The sequence below is a fragment of the Saccharopolyspora sp. NPDC000995 genome (assembly GCF_053599315.1).
Genome location: NZ_JBSFLZ010000130.1, coordinates 1 through 19,819, shown reverse-complemented (window position 1 = coordinate 19,819; position 19,819 = coordinate 1). Strand labels below are relative to the sequence as shown.

The window sequence follows — 19,819 nt, the reverse complement described above, 5'->3', positions numbered from 1 at the left end:
ATCCTGCGGCCAGACACCACAAGACTGCCGCAAGATCATCATCCCGGGCCTGCCCAACACACCCTCACCCAACCCGAGAATTAACCACCAGGGTCAAGGGCACCTCTGTCCGCACTGGCTCGGGTGGGGCTCGGTCTACCGTGGAGCTCATGTCCGTGTTGCGTTCCGTGGTGTTGTTCGTGCTGGCCGCCGTTGCCGAGATCGGTGGGGCTTGGCTCGTTTGGCAGGGGGTTCGGGAGCAGCGCGGCCTGCTGTGGATCGGCGCCGGCGTTATCGCGCTCGGCATCTACGGATTCGTCGCCACCTTCCAGCCCGACGCGCAATTCGGGCGGATCCTCGCCGCCTACGGCGGCGTGTTCGTAGCCGGGTCGCTGCTCTGGGGCGTTTTCGTCGACGGATTCCGGCCCGATCGTTGGGACATCATAGGGGCGCTGATCTGCCTGGTCGGCGTCGCCGTGATCATGTATGCGCCTCGTTCGGCCTGATAGCTCAGCGAGCGACCAGGCCCGCTCACGCGAGTGGGGTATTCGTTTCCGTAGGTTGCTCGCTCGCACGAGGCATCATGGTGGCGATACCTCGACACGCAGAACAGGGAAGCGGCATGAGTACCCCGGAGCACCCGCTCGAAACCCTCTACCAGGCCCGCGAAGCGCTACAGGCCGCAGTCAGCGCAGTCGAGAAGCAGACGCCGGAACAGGTCAGCGACGACCTGGGCTGCTACGGCGTGGTGAATCACTAGATCCTCTACGAATGCCGGTCACTGGTCGACGCTCTGGCCGAGAAGGTCCGCGACGTGAGCCGCCCGCCGGTGCGCGAGGCGTACGGCGAATTGCGCGAGGCAATCGCCGTGTTCGACCAGCTGATCGCGATCGCCCAGAGCAACGAGCCGACCATCAACGACCTGCGCCACGACGCCCGGTGCGCCGAGCGGAATGGCCGGCAATCCCGTCGTGCCGCGTCAGCCAGGCACGACGTGAGCTGACTGCCCCTGCTCGTCGTGGCTGAGGCGGTTTCCCCGTCGATCGAGCGCGTCAGTCGGAGATGCCGAGGCGCAGGTGCTCGATGTGGTAGACGGCTTCGTCGAGGAGTTGGGCGACGTGGTTGTCGTACAGCGAGTAGACCACGCTGCGGCCGGAGCGGTTGCCGACGACAAGCCCGAGCGAGCGCAGCAGCCGCAGCTGGTGCGAGACCGCGGACTGCTCCATGCCGACGGCCTCCGCCAGTTCGCCCACCGCCATCGCGCGCTGGCGCAGTTCGCTGAGTATCAGCAGCCTCGACGGCGTGGCCAGGGCCTGCAGCGTCTCGGCGACCGAGGCCGCCGACGCCGCGTCCAGCCGCGCGGCGGGCGTGACCTCGCGATTGACTACGTGACCCATGCCCGGCAGTCTAACGACTAGGACATATGAATACCTGATCACTCATTCATGTATCGTGCTGCCCCGGACCGCAAACCGACGCCGGAAGGGTGCTCGCGATGACCGCCGCCACAGACCGCACGACCCTGCCGATACCCGCGCTGCCGAAGACCCGGCGCGGCCTGTTCGTGCTGCCGGAGGCGCGCTGGGCCGCCGCTGCGCTGGTGGCGTTCCTGCTCGGCCTCGCCGTGCAGCTGACCGGCGGCCCGGCCGGGCTTTACTGGGCGCTCTACCTGGCCTGCTACGCAACTGGCGGCTGGGAACCGTGCCTGGCCGGACTGCGGGCGCTGCGCGAGAAGACCCTGGACGTGGACCTGCTGATGATCGTCGCGGCCATCGGCGCCGCGGCGATCGGGCAGATCACCGACGGCGCGCTGCTGATCGTCATCTTCGCCACCTCGGGCGCCCTGGAGGCCTACGCCACCGCCCGCACCGAGGACTCCGTGCGCAGCCTGCTCGACCTCGCTCCGGAGACCGCAGTGCGGGTGCGCGACGGCGTCGAGGAGACCGTCGACACGGCGACGCTGCAGGTCGGCGACGTGATCGTGGTTCGCCCCGGCGAGCGGATCGGCGCCGACGGTGAGGTCCTCGACGGCGCGAGCGACGTCGACCAGGCGACCATCACCGGCGAGCCGCTGCCGGTGGCGAAGCAGCCGGGCGACGAGGTATTCGCGGGCACCCTCAACGGGACCGGCGCGCTGCGGGTGCGCGTCGCGAAGGACGCCTCGGAATCGGTGATCGCGCGCATCGTGGCACTGGTCGCCGAGGCAGGCGAGACGAAGGCACCGACGCAGCTGTTCATCGAGAAGGTCGAGCAGCGGTACTCGATCGGCGTCGTGGTGGCGACGCTCGCGGTCTTCGCGATCCCCCTGCTGCTCGGCGACGACCTGCAGAGCGCCCTGCTGCGCGCGATGACGTTCATGATCGTCGCCTCGCCGTGCGCCGTCGTGCTGGCCACGATGCCGCCGCTGCTGTCCGCGATCGCCAACGCCGGGCGGCACGGCGTGCTGGTGAAGTCGGCCGTGGTGATGGAACGGCTCGGCGAGGTCGAGCGGGTCGCACTGGACAAGACCGGCACCCTCACCGAAGGCACGCCGCGCGTGGTGCGGATCGACCCGGCCGAGGGCTGGGCGACCGACGAGGTCCTCGCGCTGGCCGCAGGCGCGGAGCACCTGAGCGAGCACCCGCTGGCACGCGCGATCGTGGCCGCCGCGCACGAGAAGGAGCTCGCCATTGCGCACGCCGAGGACTTCCACGCGACCCCGGGGCACGGCGTTTCAGCCACTGTGGACGGACGCGCGGTGGAGGTCACGAGCCCGCGCGACTCGGACTTCGCCGCCGACCTGGAGGCTGCGGGCCACACCGCGGTGCTCGTGACCGTCGACGGCGTGCCCGCCGGAGTCCTCTGGATCGCCGACCGGCTGCGCCCGGATGCCGCCGAAGCGGTGCGGGGGCTGCGGGAACTGACCGGTTCGGAACCGGTGCTGCTCACTGGCGACAACAAGCGGGCGGCCGCGCAGGTCGCCGCCGAAGTCGGCATCGACGACGTGCGCGCCGGGCTCCTGCCTGCGGACAAGGTCGCGGCGGTGCGGGAATCCGGGCAGCGGACGATGGTGCTGGGCGACGGTGTCAACGACGCGCCCGCGCTGGCCGCCGCGCACTGCGGGGTGGCGATGGGTCGCACCGGCTCCGACCTGACGCTGCAAACGGCGGACGTGGTGATCGTCCGCGACGAGCTGGCCGCCGTGCCGAAGGTCGTGGACCTGTCCCGCCGCGCCCGCCGCCTGGTCAAGCAGAACCTGGTCATCGCGGGCACCTTCATCACCGTCCTCGTGGTTTGGGACCTGGTCGGGCACCTGCCGCTGCCTCTGGGCGTGGCGGGCCACGAGGGTTCGACGATCATCGTGGGCCTCAACGGCCTGCGCCTGCTCGGCGAACACGCCTGGCACCGCCGCTGACCGGTCGCGGCTATCGTTGCCGCCATGGCGACTTCCTGGGGCGACGGCGAACGCTCGCGGTTCGAAACCGTCCGGCCCCAGCGACGGGTGCTGGTCGTCGTGGACAACGTCGCGGCGATGACGCGGTTACTCGACGTGGTGGACCTGTTCGAAGGTGACTTCCGGGTCGCACTCGACTTCGTCTGGAACACCGACGATCCGCAGCCGAACGGGCTGGCGGAGCTGTTCGCCGCCAAAGGGGTCTTCCCCGTGGAGGCGGGCTTGTCCCGGAAGTACGAGCTCGCCATCACGGCAGGCCACAGTGGACTCCTAGATCTGAAACCGCCGATTCTTTCGCTGCCGCACGGAATTCGGTACACTAAGATCGTTCCGGAAGACCGGAAGACCGGAAGACCGGAAGACCGGAAGACCGGAAGACCGGAAGCCTTCGGCCTGTCGCCTGAGCTGCTGCTGGACGGCGGCCGTCCGATCCCGTCGGCGATCGTGCTCTCGCACGACGAGCAGCTCGCGCGGCTGCGCGCCTCGGCACCGCAGGCCGCCGAGGTAGCGGTCGTCACCGGCGATCCCTGCTACGACCGGCTCCGCGCCAGCATCCCGTGGCGGCTGCGCTACCGCCTGGCGCTAGGTGCCGACGGCGACCAGACCGTCATCGCCGTCAGCTCGACGCATCGGGAGAATTCGCTATTCGGCGAGGTTTCCGAGCTGTACGAGCGGTTGCTGGCCGAACTGCCGGTCGACGACTTTCGTGTGGTGGCGATCCTGCACCCGCACATATGGTACGAGCACGGCCCGCACCAGGTGCACCGCTGGCTGGCGCCGCACCAGCGTTCGGGCCTGATGGTCGTGCCGCCGGAGCATGGTTGGCGCGCCGCACTGGTCGCCGCCGATCTGCTCATCGGCGACCACGGCTCGGTGACCGCGTACGGCGCGGCGTTGGGTCTGCCCACGTCGCTGGCGGCGTTCCCGGAGTCCGCGGTCGCGCCCGATTCCGCGGTCGCGCTGCTCGGATCGCATGCGCCCCGGCTGGACCTGACCCAGCCGATCCTGCCGCAGCTGCGGAAAACCGTGGCCGAGCACACCCCGGAGAGGTCCGCCGCCCTGCATCAGATGATCACCTCACGCCCAGGCGAGGCGGCGGAGCACCTGCGGACGTTGTGCTATTCGATGCTCGGCTTGGCGCAACCGCGCACCGAACCAGGCGTGCAACCCGACACGGCGCGAGGACTCCCGGACGAAGACTGGCCGTGGCGGCCAACTGCCATGCACGTCACCGGAAAAGTCCACGGCGGATGCGAGGTCTCGTTGGACCGGCATCCTGCCGAAATGATTCCGGCAGGGCGAATTCAGCAGCGGAGCCACCTGGTGGTGGCAGCGGACCATCCCGGTCGACGACTTCGCGCCGTCGCCGACGTGCTCGTGCTGACCGACGCCGAACGCTGGGGGCGTCACGCCGAAACGTGGCTCCGGGAAACCATTTCGTCCCATCGGGGCCTGCAACTCGCCGCAGCGGTGTGCGGCGAGTCGTGCATCGTCCGGACCCGAAGCGGCGACCAAGCACGCCTGCGCGGAACCGACGACCCGACGCGCTACGCCTCCGCGGTGTTCGAATGGCTGGCAACCGGACGCGAGCTCGCCGACCTCTCCTCCGGCCTCACCGTCAACGGCCGACCGGTCGCGGTGTCATGACTCGCGCGCCAGCAGCGCCTGAGCACGCCGATTCCCCAGCACTGTGAGGATTTCCGCCGCCTCTCGGCGCTGATCCGCCGCCGCCTGCGCGTCCCCGCTGCGGGCGCTGAGCTCGGCCAACAGCTCCAGTGCCTCGGCCTGATCGGCCGCCATCCGCGCCGCGCGGCACAGTTCGAGGGCCTTGCGACCCCAACGCAGCGCCTCCGCCAGGTCGTTGCGCTGCAAGTGGGCTTCGGCCAGCGACAGCGCCACCTTCGCGCTGTTGGCCTGCTCCCCGAGCCCGACGAAGAAAACGAACGCCTCCGCCAACCGCGGCAACGCCTCCGCTACCCGCCCGGCGCGGGTCAACACCCGCCCCGAATGCATGCGGTAGAGCGCCAGCGGACGGGACCGCCAGCCTGTTGCGAAGTGCTTCTGCACGATGCCGCGGGACCGTTCGAAGCAGCGCAGGGCCTCGTCGAACTCGGCGCGCCGCTCGTGGATGAGACCGAGCCATTCGATAGCGCTCTGCTGCCCCCAGTCGTCGTGGTTCGCCTCGGCGATGTCGTAGGAGAGCTCGAATTGTTCTTGTGCCGCGCGGTATTCCCCCACCGCGTAGTACGCCGAACCTGAGTGCGAGTGCATGCGCACCAGCGCCCGGGGATCGCCCAGCCGCTCGGCCGCCGCGATCCCGAGAGCCAGGATCTCTATCAGGTCGACGAAGTAGTTGCGATCGGTGTAGTAGCTGAACAGGCTCTCGCACAGCTGCCAGGCGCGGTCATCCTGCCCGCTTTCGACCGCGATGCCCACCAACGCCGACAGCGTCTCGCGTTCCGCCTCCAGCTCGTCCAAGGCCCGCTCCGACGCTCGCTCCCCCTCATGCGCCGCAACGACCGTCTCGTACCGCGCGCTGAGCCGCCGCCGCTTCGACAGCACGACGTCCCGCGCCATCACGAAGTCGTGGTAGTACTCGACGGTCCGGCGCAACGCCGACCGCGAATCGTCGCCCGCGGACAGCTTGGCCTTCGCATGCTGGCGCACCAGCGCATGGATGCCGTACCGACCGAGACCGACCGGAACCACGAGGTGGGCCCGGGACAGCGCCCGCAGCAGATCCTCGGTGTCCGCGACCGAATGGCCGAGCAGCGCGGCAGCAGCCTCCAGGGAGAATTCCGTCGCGGGATGGCATCCCAGCATCCGGTAGGCATGCTGCTGATCCGCCGACAACGCCTGGTAACCGAACTCGAAGGCACCGTCGAAGGGCCGTTCCCCGTCCACCTCCAGGCGGCGCAGCAGATCCGGCGCGATCCTGTCCACATAGGACGATATCGAGGACCGGCCGGGCAGCTGCGCGGCTGCCACCTGCAATGCCATCGGATGCCGGCCGCACGCATTGCTCAGCTTCCGCAGCGCGGCCTCTTCCGCCTCCGCGCCGTCGCCGAGCGAACCCGCCAGCAGCGCGATCGCCGCATCCTCCTCGAACGGCGCCAGCCGCATCGGTACGACACCGCCGCCCAGGAACGTGAGCTCGCGGCGGCTGGTGACGAGCACCGCGCTGGTCGGCGACGACGGCAGCAGTGCCCGGACCTGCGCGGCAGTCGCGGCGTCGTCGAGGATCACCAGAATCCGGCGGTGCGCGGTGATCTCGCAGAACGCATCGCCGCGCTCCTCCTCCGTCGCCGGCAGCGCCGCGCCGGTCAGCCCGAGCCGTCCGAGGAACCGGCCCAGCACCTCGCCCGGAGTCCGAGTCTCGGCGGGATTGGATCCGTGCAGTTCACCGAAGAAAATTCCGCCCGAGAACTCGTCGCGCATCCGGTGCGCCCAGCGCAGCGCCGTCAACGACTTGCCGATGCCCATCATGCCGCTGAGCGCCACGACCAATGGTTTTCCGGCGCGCTGCGCGTTGCGCCACAGCCGATCCAGTTCGGTGAGTTCCGCGGTCCGGTTGGTGAAACCGAAGTGGGTGGGGTCCTTCCTGAGCATGTCTGGGCACACCGGCTCCGAGTGGCCGCCCAGGTTCATCACGACGTGATCGGCGCGTCCGACCTGGAGCAGGTTTCCCACCGGAGCGTTGTTGGCGTTGTGCCACTCGTCCATCCCGACCCCCACCGGCGCTGTCGATCCTCCCGCGCGACGATACCGGGTGGTTCCATCGGAGCGTGACAGCTTCGGCACTCGCTGCCAACGAGGATTGGAAACATCTCGGCCGGTGTCGGGATCACCGCACTCAACGCCGCCAGCCGAGGCCTCACCCAGGTGGGAGAACTCCGCACCGCCGAACGGCCGCGCTGGCTCAGCCCTCCACGAGGGACAGTTCGGCGAAGCGGATCGGGAAACCCGCCCCATCCGGGGAGGCGCACATCAGCCCGGCCTCGGCCGGGACCTCCGGCGGGAAGTACGCCACCCGAAGCAGCGTCTTGGGCTCGTCGCCGTCGGCGGCATAGCGGATCGTCGCGGTGTCGCCGGCCCGCTCCAGTTGGAGGGTGATCGACTCGACCGGGCCGCACACCGCCTCCAGCGGCACCACGTTCCAGTCCGAGACCTCGCGGGTCACCACCGCGCTGAGCAGCTGCTCGCCGTCGACGAGCTCGATGCCCGCCTTGATCCAGTTCTGCTCGTCCAGCCGCAGCAGCAGACCGGCCTGGTCGTACTGCTCCCGGTAGTCACCGAAGAACCGGGTCGTCAACGTGAACCGCGGCCCCACCGGGCGCAGCAGCGCATGCCCGCTGTCGCGCACGAAGCCGTAGTGGGTAGTCCGCCAGAAATCCGTGCCGGAGTCGGCGGTCACCGTCAATCCCCCGTAGGACAACCAGTTCACCGGTTGGTTGAGCCACCGCCAACCGTCGAGCCCGAACAGCTTGATGTCCTCGGCCTGCTGCATGCCCACCTGTTTCCACTTGTCCGGCGTGCCCGCCGGTCCGGCCTCATCAGCGGACGACGACGACCGGGCAGGCCGCATGGTGCACCAGCTTCAGCGCCACCGACCCGACCAGCATGCCAGTGAAGGCGCCGTGCCCCTTGTTGCCCACCACCAGCAGATCGGCCTGTTTGGACAGCCCGACCAGCTCGTCGACCACGTGCCCTCGGATGAGCCGGGACCGCAGGTCCACGGCGGGGAAATCCGCCGTGACCGCCGCCATGGCGGCTTCCAGCGCCTCGCGCGCCCGCTGCTCCAGCTCACTGTCCGGGGTCGGCAGACGATATCCGAACTGGATCGGTTGGTGCCAGACCATGATCGCGTGCGCGATCCCGCCGACCTCGCTGATCTGGTTGGCCGCCCAGCGCAGCGCCCGCTCCGACTCCTTCGACCCGTCCACTCCGACTGCGATGGTCTGCGGCATGCCCGGCTCCCTCCGGCGAGGTTTGGGTGATCTCGCCGGGATGGTAGGGCAGCACCATCCGCGTCGCCACCGCCGGAACGGTCGCGTCGCGGAGGTCCGTCAGAGCTGGTTGACGTCGGTGATCCGGATGACCGCGGTGCCCGCCTCATCGGAGGCGGCGAGGTCGACCTCGGCGCTGATGCCCCAGTCGCGGTCCTCGGCCGGGTCGGCGAAGACCTGCCGGACCAGCCAGCGCTCCGGCTCCTCGGTGATCATCAGCAGCGCCGGGCCGCGCGCGTCCGGGCCGGTGCCGATCTCCTCGTGCTGCTCGAAGTACTCCTCCAGCGCGTCCTCCCACGCGTCGGCGTCCCAGCCGCCTTCCGCGTCCAGCGCGCCGAGCTCGTCGTAGCGCCGCCGGGCCGCCAGCTCCACGCGGCGGAACAACGCGTTGCGCACCTGCACCCGGAAGGCCCGCTTGTTCAACGTGATGCGCTCCGGGCCCTCGTCCACCGTCACGGCCGTCGGCTCCGCGCCCGGGTGGCGCAGCTTCTCCCACTCGTCGAGCAGGCTGGAGTCGACCTGCCGGACCAGCTCGCCGAGCCACTCGATGATGTCGGTGAGCTCCTCGGTCTTGGCGTCGTCGGGCACCGTGTGCCGCAGCGCCTTGTAGACGTCGGCCAGGTAGCGCAGCACCAGCCCCTCGGAGCGGGCCAGCCCGTAGAAGTTGACGAACTCGACGAAGTTCATCGCCCGCTCGAACATGTCGCGGGCCACCGACTTCGGCGACAGCTCGTGCTCGCCGACCCACGGGTGCCCCTTGCGGTAAATCTCGTAGGCGGCTTCCAGCAGTTCGGCCAGCGGCTTGGGGTGGGTGATCTCCTCCAGCAACTCCATCCGCTGGTCGTACTCGATGCCGTCGGCCTTCATCTGCGAGACGGCCTCGCCGCGCGCCTTGAACTGCTGCTGCGACAGCACCTGCCGCGGATCGTCCAAAATGGACTCAATGACGGACAGCACGTCCAGCGAGTAGCTCGGCGACCCGGAATCCAGCAGCTCGATGGCGGCGAGCGCGAACGGCGAGAGCGGCTGGTTGAGCGCGAAGTCGAACTGCAGGTCCACGGTCAGCCGCACCCGGCGGCCCTGCTCGTCGGGCTCGTCGAGCTGCTCGACCACCCCGGCGGCCAGCAGCGCGCGGTAGATCGCGATGGCACGCAGGATGTGGCGGCGCTGCGTCGGCCGGTCCTCGTGGTTGTCGGTGAGCAGGTGACGCATCGCGGAGAAGGCATCACGGTGCCGACCGTTGGAGGGCCGGTTGATGACGTTGAGCAGCATCGCGTGGTTGACGGTGAAGCTGGACCGCAGCGGCTCCGGCTCGGCGGACTCCAGCTTCTCGAAGGTCTTCTCGCTCCAGGACACGAAGCCCTCGGGCGCCTTCTTGCGCACCAGCTTGCGCTTCTTCTTCGGGTCGTCACCTGCCTTGGCCAACGCCCGCTCGTTCTCGATCTCGTGCTCGGGCGCCTGCACCACCACGTAACCCGCGGTGTCGTACCCGGCACGGCCGGCGCGACCGGCGATCTGGTGGAACTCCCGCGCCTTGAGGTGCCGGGTACGAACCCCGTCGTACTTGGTCAGCCCGGTGATCAGCACGGTGCGGATCGGCACGTTGATGCCCACCCCTAGGGTGTCGGTGCCGCAGATGACCTTGAGCAGCCCGGCCTGCGCGAGCTGCTCCACCAGCCGCCGGTACTTCGGCAGCATCCCAGCGTGGTGCACCCCGATGCCGTGCCGCACCAGCCGCGACAGGGTCTTGCCGAACCCGGCGGTGAAGCGGAAGTCACCGATCGCCTCGGCGATCTCGTCGCGCTGCTCGCGGTTGGCGACCTTGACGCTCATCAGCGCCTGCGCCTGCTCCAGCGCCGAAGCCTGGTTGAAGTACACGACGTAGACCGGGGCCTGCTGACCGGTCAGCAGCTCCTCGATCGTCTCGTGCAGCGGCGTCTTGGCGTAGCGGAAGGTCAGCGGGATCGGCCGCTCCGCCGAGGTGACCACGGCGGTCTCCCGACCGGTGCGCCGGGTCAGGTCCTCCTGGAAGAACGTGACGTCGCCGAGCGTCGCCGACATCAGCACGAACTGGGTGCGCGGCAGCTCCAGCAGCGGCACCTGCCACGCCCAGCCGCGGTCGGGCTCGGAGTAGAAGTGGAACTCGTCCATCACGACTTGGTCCACGTCGGCGCGGTCGCCGTCGCGCAGGGCTATGTTGGCCAGGATTTCGGCGGTGCAGCAGATGATCGGGGCGTCGGCGTTGACGCTGCTGTCGCCGGTCATCATGCCGACGTTCTCGGCGCCGAAGGTGTCCACCAGCGAGAAGAACTTCTCCGACACCAGCGCCTTGATCGGTGCGGTGTAGAAGCTGCGCTGGCCGGCGGCCAGCGCGGTGAAGTGCGCCCCGGTGGCCACCAGGCTCTTGCCGGAGCCGGTCGGCGTGCTCAGGATCAGGTTCGCCCCGGTCACGACCTCCATCAGCGCTTCTTCCTGCGCCGGGTAGAGCTCGATGCCCTGGTCGGTGGTCCAGGACACGAACGCGTCGAGCACCGCATCGGAGTCCGGGGAGTCGGTCGAGAGGGCTGGGAGCAGGTCGGTGAGCTTCATCGTGCCCTCCATCGTCCCTGCTCAACTCCGGCCGAATCGACCGGGGTGGCCGATGCGGGCTGGAGGAGGCGAGGGCGCAACCGTGGATCACCGCCCGATCGGATCGCAGCAGTCGACCGCGAACTCAAGCAGCGCCAAGAACGCGAGCATCGGCCGCGTCTTCGTGGGCACGCCGGTTTGCACGCTGGTGTTGGGCACCGTCAATCGGGGACCATGGGGCACGCGCGGGAGGAGGGATGTCATGACGAGCCGGAACGTGCGTTTCGTCGGCGGGCCGCTGGACGGCCGGATCCAGGATCTCCGCGACTCCGAGGCGGTCGCGGGACGGCTGCTGCGGCACATCCACCTGCACGACGGCCCGAAGATCGAAACCCACTACGAACTCCACTACACCCCGGAATCCGGCTGGGTATACCACCTCTGCGGCCGCTCGCGACAGTAACAGAGGGTGGCCGATCGACTACTTGTACCGACTGTACAATTCGTGCATGAGCGTCGAAACTGTACACATGGACGACAGCGCCGCCATTGAAGTCAATGTCTCGTCTGCCCGCGCCCACCTGCCGAGCTACATCGAGCTGGCGAGCGAGGGCCAGTACGTGTACCTGACCCATCGAGGCAAGCGGGTTGCCGCACTCGTGGCAGCGGACGTCGCCGAGCACTGGGAAGCCGAAGAAGACGCACACTGGGCGCGCCGCGTCGCCGAAGCAGAGGAGTCCGGCACGGTTTCCTGGGAAGCTGCGATCGTCGCGCTGGAGCGGGATCGGTGACCTACCAGATCGAGATCACCCGCGACGCTCTGAAAACCCTGGCCAAGCTTGACAAGCCGATCCGGCGACGGCTACAGATCGCGATCGACCAGCTCGCCGACGATCCACGGCCCGCCGGAGCCATCGCGCTCAAGGGAGTCTCCGGTTACCTGCGGATCCGAGTCGCCGACTACCGGGTGATCTACCGCGTCGAAGACGGGCGTCTCGTCGTCGTGGTGGTCGCGGTCGGCCACCGCCGCGAGATTTTCCAGCGCTGACAACCGCCCCCCTCGCACCGAGGTAGCGCACGGGTCAGGTGATCGACGAAGAGCACGCCGGACCGGCGGAGTCCCACCGCAGAACGGGGCTAAGTGAATCGCCGATAGGCCCCTCAGCGATGTGAGTTCCGGATCACAGATGGTTCCAGAAACGGCCGCTCGGCTTACCATCACGTTCATGGTGGCGCACTCGACGACGAGCGGCGGCGGGCTGGACCTCTCCTCGGCCGGGCCCGTGGACCGCGAGCAGTGGCGGACTCAGGTCAAGAAAGTGCTCCAGCGGTCCGGGCTGATCGGCGAGCAGGCTCCCGCCGGACCGGTGGAGGACGTGCTGGCCTCGACGACCTACGACGGCATAGTTGTGCACCCGCTGTACACCGAAGCCCCGCTGGCGGCCGGTGTACCGGGGCTGGCGCCGTTCGTGCGCGGCAGCCGCCCGCAGGGCAGCGTCGCCGAAGGCTGGGACGTGCGCCAGCGGCACGAGAACCCGGACGCCGCCGAGACGAACCGCGCGATCCTGGCGGACCTCTACAACGGGGTGTCGTCGCTGTGGCTGCGGCTCGGAGCCGGCGGGCTGGCGGTCGACGACCTCGCCGACGCGCTTAACGGCGTCCACCTGGACATGATCGGCATGACCCTCGACGCGGGCGCTGATTTCGGTGCAGCGGCGGACGCCTTCCTGGCGCTGGCCGCCGAGCAGGACCTGCCCGCCACCGCACTGCGCGGCAACCTCGGCGCCGACCCGCTGGGCGTGCAGGCCAGGACCGGCCGCCCTGGCGACCGGGACGCTGCGGTGTCGCTCGCCCGCCGCTGCGCTGCGGAGTTCCCGGGTCTGAAGGCGCTGGTCGTGGACGGGTTGCCGTACCACGACGCGGGCGGTTCGGACGCGCAGGAGCTCGGCTGCTCGCTCGCGTTGGCCACGACCTACCTGCGGTGGCTGACCGAGGCCGGGCTGGACGTCGACGCCGCCGCCGGGCTGCTGGAGTTCCGCTTCGCCACCACCGCCGACCAGTTCCTGAGCATCGCCAAGCTGCGCGCCGCGCGGCGCCTGTGGGAGCAGGTGACCCGGTTCAGCGGTGCGTCGGAGCCGGCGCGGGCGCAGGTGCAGCACGCCGTGACGTCGGCGGCCATGCTGACCAGGCGCGACCCGTGGGTGAACATGCTGCGCACCACGATCGCCACGTTCGCCGCCGGGGTGGGCGGCGCGCAGGCGGTGACCGCGCTGCCGTTCGACGCCGCGATCGGCCTGCCGGAGGACTTCGCCCGCCGCATCGCGCGCAACACCCAGGCGCTGCTGCTGGAGGAGTCGCACCTGGCGCAGGTGATCGACCCAGCGGGCGGGTCCTGGTATGTCGAGTCGCTGACCGAGGAGCTGGCGCAGGTCGCCTGGCGGTGGTTCCAGGAGATCGAGGCGGCGGGCGGGCTGCCCGCCGCGCTGGAGTCCGGCCTGGTCGCCGACCGGCTCGCGGCCACCTGGCAAGAGCGCCGCGCCGCGATCGCGCACCGCGAGGACGCGATCACCGGCGTCAGCGAATTCCCGAACCTGGACGAGCCGCGGCTGGAACGGGAACCCGCGCCGGAACAGCCTTCTGGCGGCCTGCCGGTGCACCACTACGCAGAAGACTTCGAGCGGCTGCGCGACGCCGCCGACGCGCATCTGGAAGCCACCGGCCAACGCCCTGCGGTGTTCCTCGCAACGCTCGGCTCGCTCGCCGCGCACAACGCGCGCGCCTCGTTCGCGCGGAACCTGTTCGCAGCGGGCGGTATCGAATGCACGGACGCCGGCGCGACCGAGTCCACACAGGACGTTATCGCGGCCTACACCGGAGCGCCGGTGGTGTGCCTCTGCTCCAGCGACAAGGTTTACGCCGAACGCGCCGCGGAAACCGCTGCGGCGCTCAAGCAGGCCGGGGCGAAGCACGTGCTGCTGGCCGGAAAGCCGAGCGATCCGGCACCGGAAGGCGTCGACGGGTTCGCCTTCGCCGGATGCGATGCACTGGCCGCCCTGACCGACGTCCAGAAGCTGTTGCCCCTCAGGCCCGATACGGGAGTGGGACGATGACGCAAATCCCGAACTTCGCCGGCATCCCGCTGGAGGCCCCGACCGCCGCGGCCCCCGAGCGGTGGCAGCAGGAGCTGCGCTCCGCCACCGGAAAGGACTCCGACGCCTTGGTCTGGGAAGCACCGGAGGGCATCGGGATCAAGCCGCTGTACACCTCGGTCGACGTCGCGGGGCTCGACTTCCCGCACACCTACCCGGGTTTGGCGCCGTTCCTGCGCGGGCCATACCCGACGATGTACGTCAACCAGCCATGGACGGTGCGGCAGTACGCCGGGTTCTCCACCGCCGAGGAGTCCAACGCCTTCTATCGCCGCAACCTGGCCGCCGGCCAGAAGGGCCTGTCGGTGGCGTTCGACCTCGCCACCCACCGCGGCTACGACTCCGACCACCCGCGCGTGGCCGGCGACGTCGGCATGGCCGGGGTGGCCATCGACTCGATCTTCGACATGCGGCAGCTCTTCGACGGCATCCCGCTGGACAAGATGAGCGTGTCGATGACCATGAACGGCGCGGTGCTGCCGGTGATGGCGCTCTACATCGTCGCCGCCGAGGAGCAGGGCGTCGCGCCGGAGAAGCTGGCCGGGACCATCCAGAACGACATCCTCAAGGAGTTCATGGTCCGCAACACCTACATCTACCCGCCGCAGCCGTCGATGCGGATCATCTCCGACATCTTCGCCTACACCTCGCAGCGGATGCCGAAGTTCAACTCCATCTCGATCTCCGGCTACCACATCCAGGAGGCTGGGGCGACCGCCGACCTGGAGCTGGCCTACACCCTGGCCGACGGCATCGAATACCTGCGCGCCGGGCGGCAGGCCGGGCTGGACATCGACGCCTTCGCACCCCGGCTGTCGTTCTTCTGGGGCATCGGGATGAACTTCGCGATGGAGGTCGCGAAGCTGCGCGCGGCCCGGCTGCTGTGGTCGAAGCTGGTGTCGGCCTTCGAGCCGCAAAACCCGAAATCTCTGTCGCTGCGCACCCATTCGCAGACCTCCGGCTGGTCGCTGACCGCCCAGGACGTCTACAACAACGTGGTGCGCACCTGCGTGGAAGCGATGGCCGCCACCCAGGGCCACACGCAGTCGCTGCACACCAACGCGCTCGACGAAGCGCTGGCGCTGCCCACCGACTTCTCCGCGCGCATCGCCCGCAACACGCAGCTGGTGCTGCAGCAGGAATCCGGCACCACGCGGGTGATCGACCCGTGGGGCGGCAGCTACTACCTGGAGCGCCTCACCGCGGACCTCGCCGAGCGCGCCTGGGCGCACATCACCGAGGTCGAGGACGCCGGGGGCATGGCGCAGGCCATCGACGCCGGAATCCCCAAGCTGCGCATCGAGGAGGCCGCCGCCCGCACCCAGGCCCGCATCGACTCCGGGCGACAGCCGCTGATCGGCGTCAACAAGTACCGCTACGACGGCGACGAACAGATCGACGTGCTGAAGGTCGACAACGCCGGGGTCCGCGCGCAGCAGCTGGAGAAACTTCGGCGGCTGCGGGCAGAACGCGACAGCGAGGCCTGCGAGAACGCGCTGCGCCGGCTCACCGCCGCGGCCGAGGCGTCGATGTCGGACGAGCGGCCCGACGACCTGGCACACAACCTGCTGACGCTGGCCGTGGACGCGGCGCGGGAGAAGGCGACCGTCGGGGAGATCTCCGATGCGCTGGAGAAGGTCTTCGGCCGCCACTCCGGTCAGATCCGTACGATCACCGGCGTGTACCGGGAGGAATCGGGGCCGTCGGAGCAGCTGGAGGCGGCCCGCCAGCAGGTGGAGGACTTCGCCGAGGCAGAGGGCCGCCGCCCGCGCATCCTCGTCGCGAAGATGGGCCAAGACGGCCACGACCGCGGTCAGAAGGTGATCGCGACCGCGTTCGCCGACCTCGGCTTCGACGTAGATGTGGGCCCGCTGTTCCAGACCCCAGCCGAGGTGGCCCGCCAGGCCGCCGAGTCCGACGTGCACATCGTCGGCGTCTCCAGCCTCGCCGCCGGGCACCTCACCCTGGTGCCCGCGCTGCGCGAAGAGCTGCGGGAACTGGGCCGCGACGACATCATGATCGTCGTCGGCGGGGTCATCCCGCCGGCCGACTTCGACGCTCTCCGGCAGTCCGGTGCCAGCGCGATCTTCCCGCCGGGCACTGTGATCGCCGACGCCGCGCTGGGCCTGCTCGCTGAACTCCGCACCCAACTCGAACACTGATCATGCCGCGAACGATCGACGTCCAGGACTACGCCAAAGGCGTGCTCGCCGGTTCCCGCACCAAGCTGGCGCAGGCGATCACGCTGGTCGAGTCGACCCGCAAGGACCACCGGGCGCTGGCCCAGGAGCTGCTCGTCGAGCTGCTGCCGCACAGCGGCGGCGCGCACCGGGTCGGCATCACGGGCGTGCCCGGCGTCGGCAAGTCGACGTTCATCGAGTCGCTGGGATCGATGCTGACCGCGGCGGGGCACCGCGTCGCGGTGCTGGCGGTCGACCCGTCCTCGACCCGAAGCGGCGGCAGCATCCTCGGCGACAAGACCCGGATGGGCCGGCTGGCCAGCGACCCGGCGGCGTTCGTGCGGCCGTCGCCGTCGGCGGGCACGCTCGGCGGCGTCGCGCGCGCGACGCGCGAGACGATCGTGCTGATGGAGGCGGCCGGTTACGACGTCGTGCTGGTCGAAACGGTCGGTGTCGGCCAGTCCGAGGTGGCCGTGGCGGGCATGGTGGACTGCTTCCTGCTGCTCACCCTGGCCCGCACCGGCGACCAGCTGCAGGGCATCAAGAAGGGCGTGCTGGAGCTGGCGGACATCATCGCCGTCAACAAGGCCGACGGCGATCACGCCGCCGAAGCCCGCAAGGCCGCCCGCGAACTCCGCAGCGCCCTGCGCCTGCTCACCCCGGTCAGCGCGACCTGGACACCGCCGGTGCTGACCTGCAGCGGCCTGCAGGAGCTCGGCCTGGACACGTTGTGGGAACAGATCGAGCAGCACCGGGCGGCGCTGACCGAGACCGGCGAGCTGGCGGAGAAGCGCAGCCGCCAGCAGGTCGAGTGGACCTGGGCGCTGGTCCGCGACCAGCTGATGTCGGAGCTCACCCACCACCCCGGGGTGCGCGCGATCGTCGGCGAGGTGGAAACCCAGGTGCGGGCGGGGGAACTCACCGCCAGCCTCGCGGCGGAGCGGCTGCTCGACGTCTTCCGGAAATCCTGACGCAACCTAGACCCAGGAGAACCATGCGGATCAGCGTTGACCCGAGCTCCGACGTGCCGCCCTTCGAACAGGTGCGGTCGACCCTCGCCCAGCAGATCAACAGCGGCGAACTACCGGTGGGCACCAAGCTCCCGACGGTCCGGGCGCTGGCGGCAGACCTGGGCATCGCGGCGAACACGGCGGCGAAGGCCTACCGCGAGCTGGAACAGGCGGGCCTGCTCGAAACCCGGGGCCGCGCAGGCACTTTCGTCAGCGACGCGGGCGACCAAGCAGCGGCGCGAGCGGCCGAAGCAGCGGCGACCTACGCCCAGATCACCCACGCGTTGGGCATCCAGGCCAACGCAGCCCTAGCGATCGTGAAAGCAGCCCTCAACGCGTGATCTGTTCCGGGTGAAGGCCACCGTTTGGAGCCTTGCCGCCACGATGCGCCACAAAAGCCGCGTATACCCGCGTTCCGCGACGCTTGCGTCGAAGACATATTGCCACGATTACGACGGCTGGCACCTTGGTGGTTGGTCATGTCTCCGACCGTTGCCACTTCGATCGGCGCCTTGGCGTGGGCTCTGATCGTCCCGCCGCTGTTCGTGGCCTGGTGCCGCGCCAGCCGCCCAAGAAAGCCCCGGAGGTGACTGGATTGGGACTTGGAGCATGGCGGCCACACATGGCGCGCCGACCATGCGAGACGCGCCAGCGGCAAATCGAGCGGCTTTCGCGATCCTGCTACCACTGCGGCATCGAGATCCACGACCGGGAACGGTTGAATGCACATGAGAACGCGCACACCGAAAGGCAAGCACCGAACCGGCGGGCGGTGTCGTGAGCCCAGACAGCAACGCATGGCCTGCCGTCCGCGGCCACCTCGACGAACCGACGCGACCGCGATTCATGCTTCTGGGGATCCCGCCGCTGCCACTGATCACAAAAACACCGACGTTAGACCGATTGCAGAGCTCCACAGGGGGTCCAGCGCTCCGACGACGACTTCGATGAGTTTTAGGGAGTGATGCAGAAACGGACGAGCGAACAAGGCAGTAACGCGGGTCCAGCTGCGCAGTGCATATAGAGGTCAGCCGGTAGGACGTCGTTGGCAATTGCAACGGCGCTCGGCTTGGCATGTCCGAAACCACCTCCCATGGCAGGGGCGTGGCCGATAGCATCGCCCTCGTTGATCGACAGGCCAGGGGAGAGGCGGCTGTGACTCAAGGCGGTTTCCAAGCGGCGGCGGAGGGACTTCAAGCCGTCCGGCAGCAGACGCAGTGGGTCAACCAGCAAGTTTCAGGGGGAAGGCTCGCCTTGGACCCCGTAGTGGCGGAGAAGGCCGCGAAGCGCTGTGAGGAAGAGATCCGCGAGCTGGCGAAGCTGGTGCGAAATGCCCAGCAGATCAGCCGCGTCCAGGGCTTGGGGAACTATCCAGATGGGCAACAGCTGGCCAAGCGTTTTGAAGACAAGGCGAATGCGCCCGGTGCTGGCGCGATCGAGCTGATCCGCATGATGCAGGAAGAGCTCCAGGCACAGGCGGATGCGTTCCGGGCTGCGGCGAAGGACTACCGTTCGACCGACGATCAGATCGCCCAGGACTTGCAGCGAGGTATCCAGTGACCCGACTTTCCCGCTCGTTGATTTCGGCCGTCGCAGGCGTGGCGCTGCTCGGCCTTGCCGCCTGCTCTGCGGGCGGGACTCCGCATAACGGCGACGCGAGTCAGGAAGCCCCCACGACCCAGCCCGAGGCATCCGGCTTGAAAAACTTCGACCCTTGTGCGTTTCTCACTCCCCAGGACTTGAGCGGAGCCGGTGTCAGCGGGCCGGGCGAGAAGGTCGAGGAAATCAAGTCTGAACCAGGCTGTTCTTACGAAGGCGAGAAGATCCTTCTTACGCTGTACAAAAACGCGGAGCAGACCGTCGACAAGTACGAAACCAGTGGCCATTGGGACAAGTACGAGCAGTTCAACATCAACGGCCGGAAAGCTGCGCGTGGCGTCGAAGCAGGTGCCAGCAACCAGGGCGGTTGCTCAGTCGTGGTTGACGCAGGTGGCGGCGTCGTTCTCTTCACGGTGACTGGAATCATGGCGAATTCGGTCGCAGATCCGTGCGGTGAGGCTGAGAAGGCGGCGAGCAAGGCCGAATCGCGGCTTCCCAAGTAAGGGCTTCCGTACGGAGGACACCTTCGCGCTAGAGCACGCAGCAACGCATGAACGGTCCGTCTCGCCCACGGCCCCGTAACGTCACTTGCACGGCTGATCTGCCAGCCGCTCGCAGTGCGTGCCGACCGTAGGCTTCGGCTTCGAGCTCCAGCTGTGGCTCCCCCGCAACTCTTGCTCACAACTGCCACCCGCCGGTTGCACCTGCCTGCTCCGCGCGACCACCGGTTGCCACGACATCACCGCTCGGGCGGCGCTGGGATGCAGGCAGGCCAGAACCACCCGAATCACCCACCCCGCTGATCAGGTAGACGTAGTGCGCAGACTCCCGGATTTATCCGTGGGGTTAGCACGTCAAGTGCGATCCTGACGTGCCCAGCGGTAATCCTGCCAAC

19 protein-coding genes are annotated in these 19,819 nt (G+C 68.9%); 14 read left to right on the top strand and 5 right to left on the bottom strand.

From position 1 onward, the window contains the following. Positions 1 to 149 precede the first annotated feature (149 nt). From ACWDKQ_RS29925 to ACWDKQ_RS29915, 3 genes are all read left to right on the top strand, one after another. Positions 150 to 485, top strand: coding sequence for a YnfA family protein (locus ACWDKQ_RS29925; RefSeq protein ID WP_450142116.1), 336 nt, complete (start codon positions 150 to 152; stop codon positions 483 to 485). Between the two features lie 116 nt (positions 486 to 601). Continuing rightward, positions 602 to 739, top strand: a complete 138-nt coding sequence (locus ACWDKQ_RS29920) for a hypothetical protein (RefSeq protein ID WP_450142115.1) — start codon at positions 602 to 604, stop codon at positions 737 to 739. A 54-nt stretch (positions 740 to 793) separates the two neighbouring features. Next, the gene (locus ACWDKQ_RS29915; protein ID WP_450142114.1) at positions 794 to 982 is read left to right on the top strand and encodes a hypothetical protein; all 189 of its coding nucleotides are present in this window, start codon (positions 794 to 796) and stop codon (positions 980 to 982) included. 49 nt (positions 983 to 1,031) lie between these two features. Here the strand turns inward: ACWDKQ_RS29915 and ACWDKQ_RS29910 are convergent, their stop codons facing one another. Continuing rightward, a complete protein-coding gene (locus ACWDKQ_RS29910) occupies positions 1,032 to 1,376 on the bottom strand; it encodes an ArsR/SmtB family transcription factor (RefSeq protein WP_010307142.1) in 345 nt (114 codons plus the stop codon). A 98-nt stretch (positions 1,377 to 1,474) separates the two neighbouring features. On the opposite strand from ACWDKQ_RS29910, the gene ACWDKQ_RS29905 reads away from it, so the two are divergent. Further along, positions 1,475 to 3,373, top strand: coding sequence for a heavy metal translocating P-type ATPase (locus ACWDKQ_RS29905; protein ID WP_450142113.1), 1,899 nt, complete (start codon positions 1,475 to 1,477; stop codon positions 3,371 to 3,373). Positions 3,374 to 3,397: 24 nt separating this feature from the next. Further along, positions 3,398 to 5,059, top strand: a complete 1,662-nt coding sequence (locus ACWDKQ_RS29900) for a hypothetical protein (protein WP_450142112.1) — start codon at positions 3,398 to 3,400, stop codon at positions 5,057 to 5,059. Here the strand turns inward: ACWDKQ_RS29900 and ACWDKQ_RS29895 are convergent. The 4 genes from ACWDKQ_RS29895 to ACWDKQ_RS29880 all read right to left on the bottom strand — a co-directional run bounded on the left by ACWDKQ_RS29895 (position 5,054) and on the right by ACWDKQ_RS29880 (position 11,007). After that, positions 5,054 to 7,147 (bottom strand): NB-ARC domain-containing protein, encoded by a 2,094-nt coding sequence (locus ACWDKQ_RS29895; RefSeq protein WP_450142111.1) that lies wholly within the window; start codon positions 7,145 to 7,147, stop codon positions 5,054 to 5,056. The two genes, ACWDKQ_RS29900 and ACWDKQ_RS29895, sit on opposite strands and share 6 nt — an antisense overlap. 184 nt (positions 7,148 to 7,331) lie before the next feature. Continuing rightward, complete coding sequence (locus ACWDKQ_RS29890; protein WP_450142110.1) at positions 7,332 to 7,997, bottom strand: DUF1349 domain-containing protein; 666 nt, start codon at positions 7,995 to 7,997, stop codon at positions 7,332 to 7,334. Then, a complete protein-coding gene (locus tag ACWDKQ_RS29885; RefSeq protein ID WP_450142109.1) occupies positions 7,966 to 8,379 on the bottom strand; it encodes a universal stress protein in 414 nt (137 codons plus the stop codon). The genes ACWDKQ_RS29890 and ACWDKQ_RS29885 overlap by 32 nt, the downstream gene beginning before the upstream one ends. A gap of 99 nt (positions 8,380 to 8,478) precedes the next feature. After that, entirely contained in the window at positions 8,479 to 11,007 is a 2,529-nt protein-coding gene (locus ACWDKQ_RS29880) for a DEAD/DEAH box helicase (RefSeq protein WP_450142108.1), read from the bottom strand. Positions 11,008 to 11,248: 241 nt separating this feature from the next. On the opposite strand from ACWDKQ_RS29880, the gene ACWDKQ_RS29875 reads away from it, so the two are divergent. The 9 genes from ACWDKQ_RS29875 to ACWDKQ_RS29835 all read left to right on the top strand — a co-directional run bounded on the left by ACWDKQ_RS29875 (position 11,249) and on the right by ACWDKQ_RS29835 (position 19,427). Then, complete coding sequence (locus ACWDKQ_RS29875) at positions 11,249 to 11,449, top strand: hypothetical protein (protein WP_168584691.1); 201 nt, start codon at positions 11,249 to 11,251, stop codon at positions 11,447 to 11,449. Positions 11,450 to 11,495: 46 nt separating this feature from the next. Further along, positions 11,496 to 11,777, top strand: coding sequence for a type II toxin-antitoxin system Phd/YefM family antitoxin (locus ACWDKQ_RS29870; RefSeq protein WP_450142107.1), 282 nt, complete (start codon positions 11,496 to 11,498; stop codon positions 11,775 to 11,777). After that, positions 11,774 to 12,034, top strand: coding sequence for a type II toxin-antitoxin system RelE family toxin (locus ACWDKQ_RS29865; protein WP_450142106.1), 261 nt, complete (start codon positions 11,774 to 11,776; stop codon positions 12,032 to 12,034). The genes ACWDKQ_RS29870 and ACWDKQ_RS29865 overlap by 4 nt, the downstream gene beginning before the upstream one ends. Before the next feature lie 178 nt (positions 12,035 to 12,212). After that, complete coding sequence (locus ACWDKQ_RS29860; protein ID WP_450142117.1) at positions 12,213 to 14,096, top strand: methylmalonyl-CoA mutase family protein; 1,884 nt, start codon at positions 12,213 to 12,215, stop codon at positions 14,094 to 14,096. Next, positions 14,093 to 16,297: a methylmalonyl-CoA mutase gene (scpA, locus tag ACWDKQ_RS29855; protein WP_450142105.1), complete on the top strand. Its 2,205-nt coding sequence runs from the start codon at positions 14,093 to 14,095 to the stop codon at positions 16,295 to 16,297. The genes ACWDKQ_RS29860 and scpA overlap by 4 nt, the downstream gene beginning before the upstream one ends. Positions 16,298 to 16,299: 2 nt before the next feature. Beyond that, positions 16,300 to 17,286 carry a methylmalonyl Co-A mutase-associated GTPase MeaB gene (gene meaB / locus ACWDKQ_RS29850; RefSeq protein WP_450142104.1) on the top strand — a complete coding sequence of 329 codons (987 nt, stop codon included), beginning with the start codon at positions 16,300 to 16,302 and terminating at the stop codon, positions 17,284 to 17,286. A 23-nt stretch (positions 17,287 to 17,309) separates the two neighbouring features. After that, positions 17,310 to 17,666 (top strand): GntR family transcriptional regulator, encoded by a 357-nt coding sequence (locus tag ACWDKQ_RS29845; protein ID WP_450142103.1) that lies wholly within the window; start codon positions 17,310 to 17,312, stop codon positions 17,664 to 17,666. A gap of 733 nt (positions 17,667 to 18,399) precedes the next feature. Beyond that, a complete protein-coding gene (locus tag ACWDKQ_RS29840) occupies positions 18,400 to 18,885 on the top strand; it encodes a hypothetical protein (RefSeq protein ID WP_450142102.1) in 486 nt (161 codons plus the stop codon). After that, entirely contained in the window at positions 18,882 to 19,427 is a 546-nt protein-coding gene (locus ACWDKQ_RS29835; RefSeq protein ID WP_450142101.1) for a DUF3558 family protein, read from the top strand. The genes ACWDKQ_RS29840 and ACWDKQ_RS29835 overlap by 4 nt, the downstream gene beginning before the upstream one ends. The last annotated feature ends 392 nt before the right edge of the window (positions 19,428 to 19,819 follow it).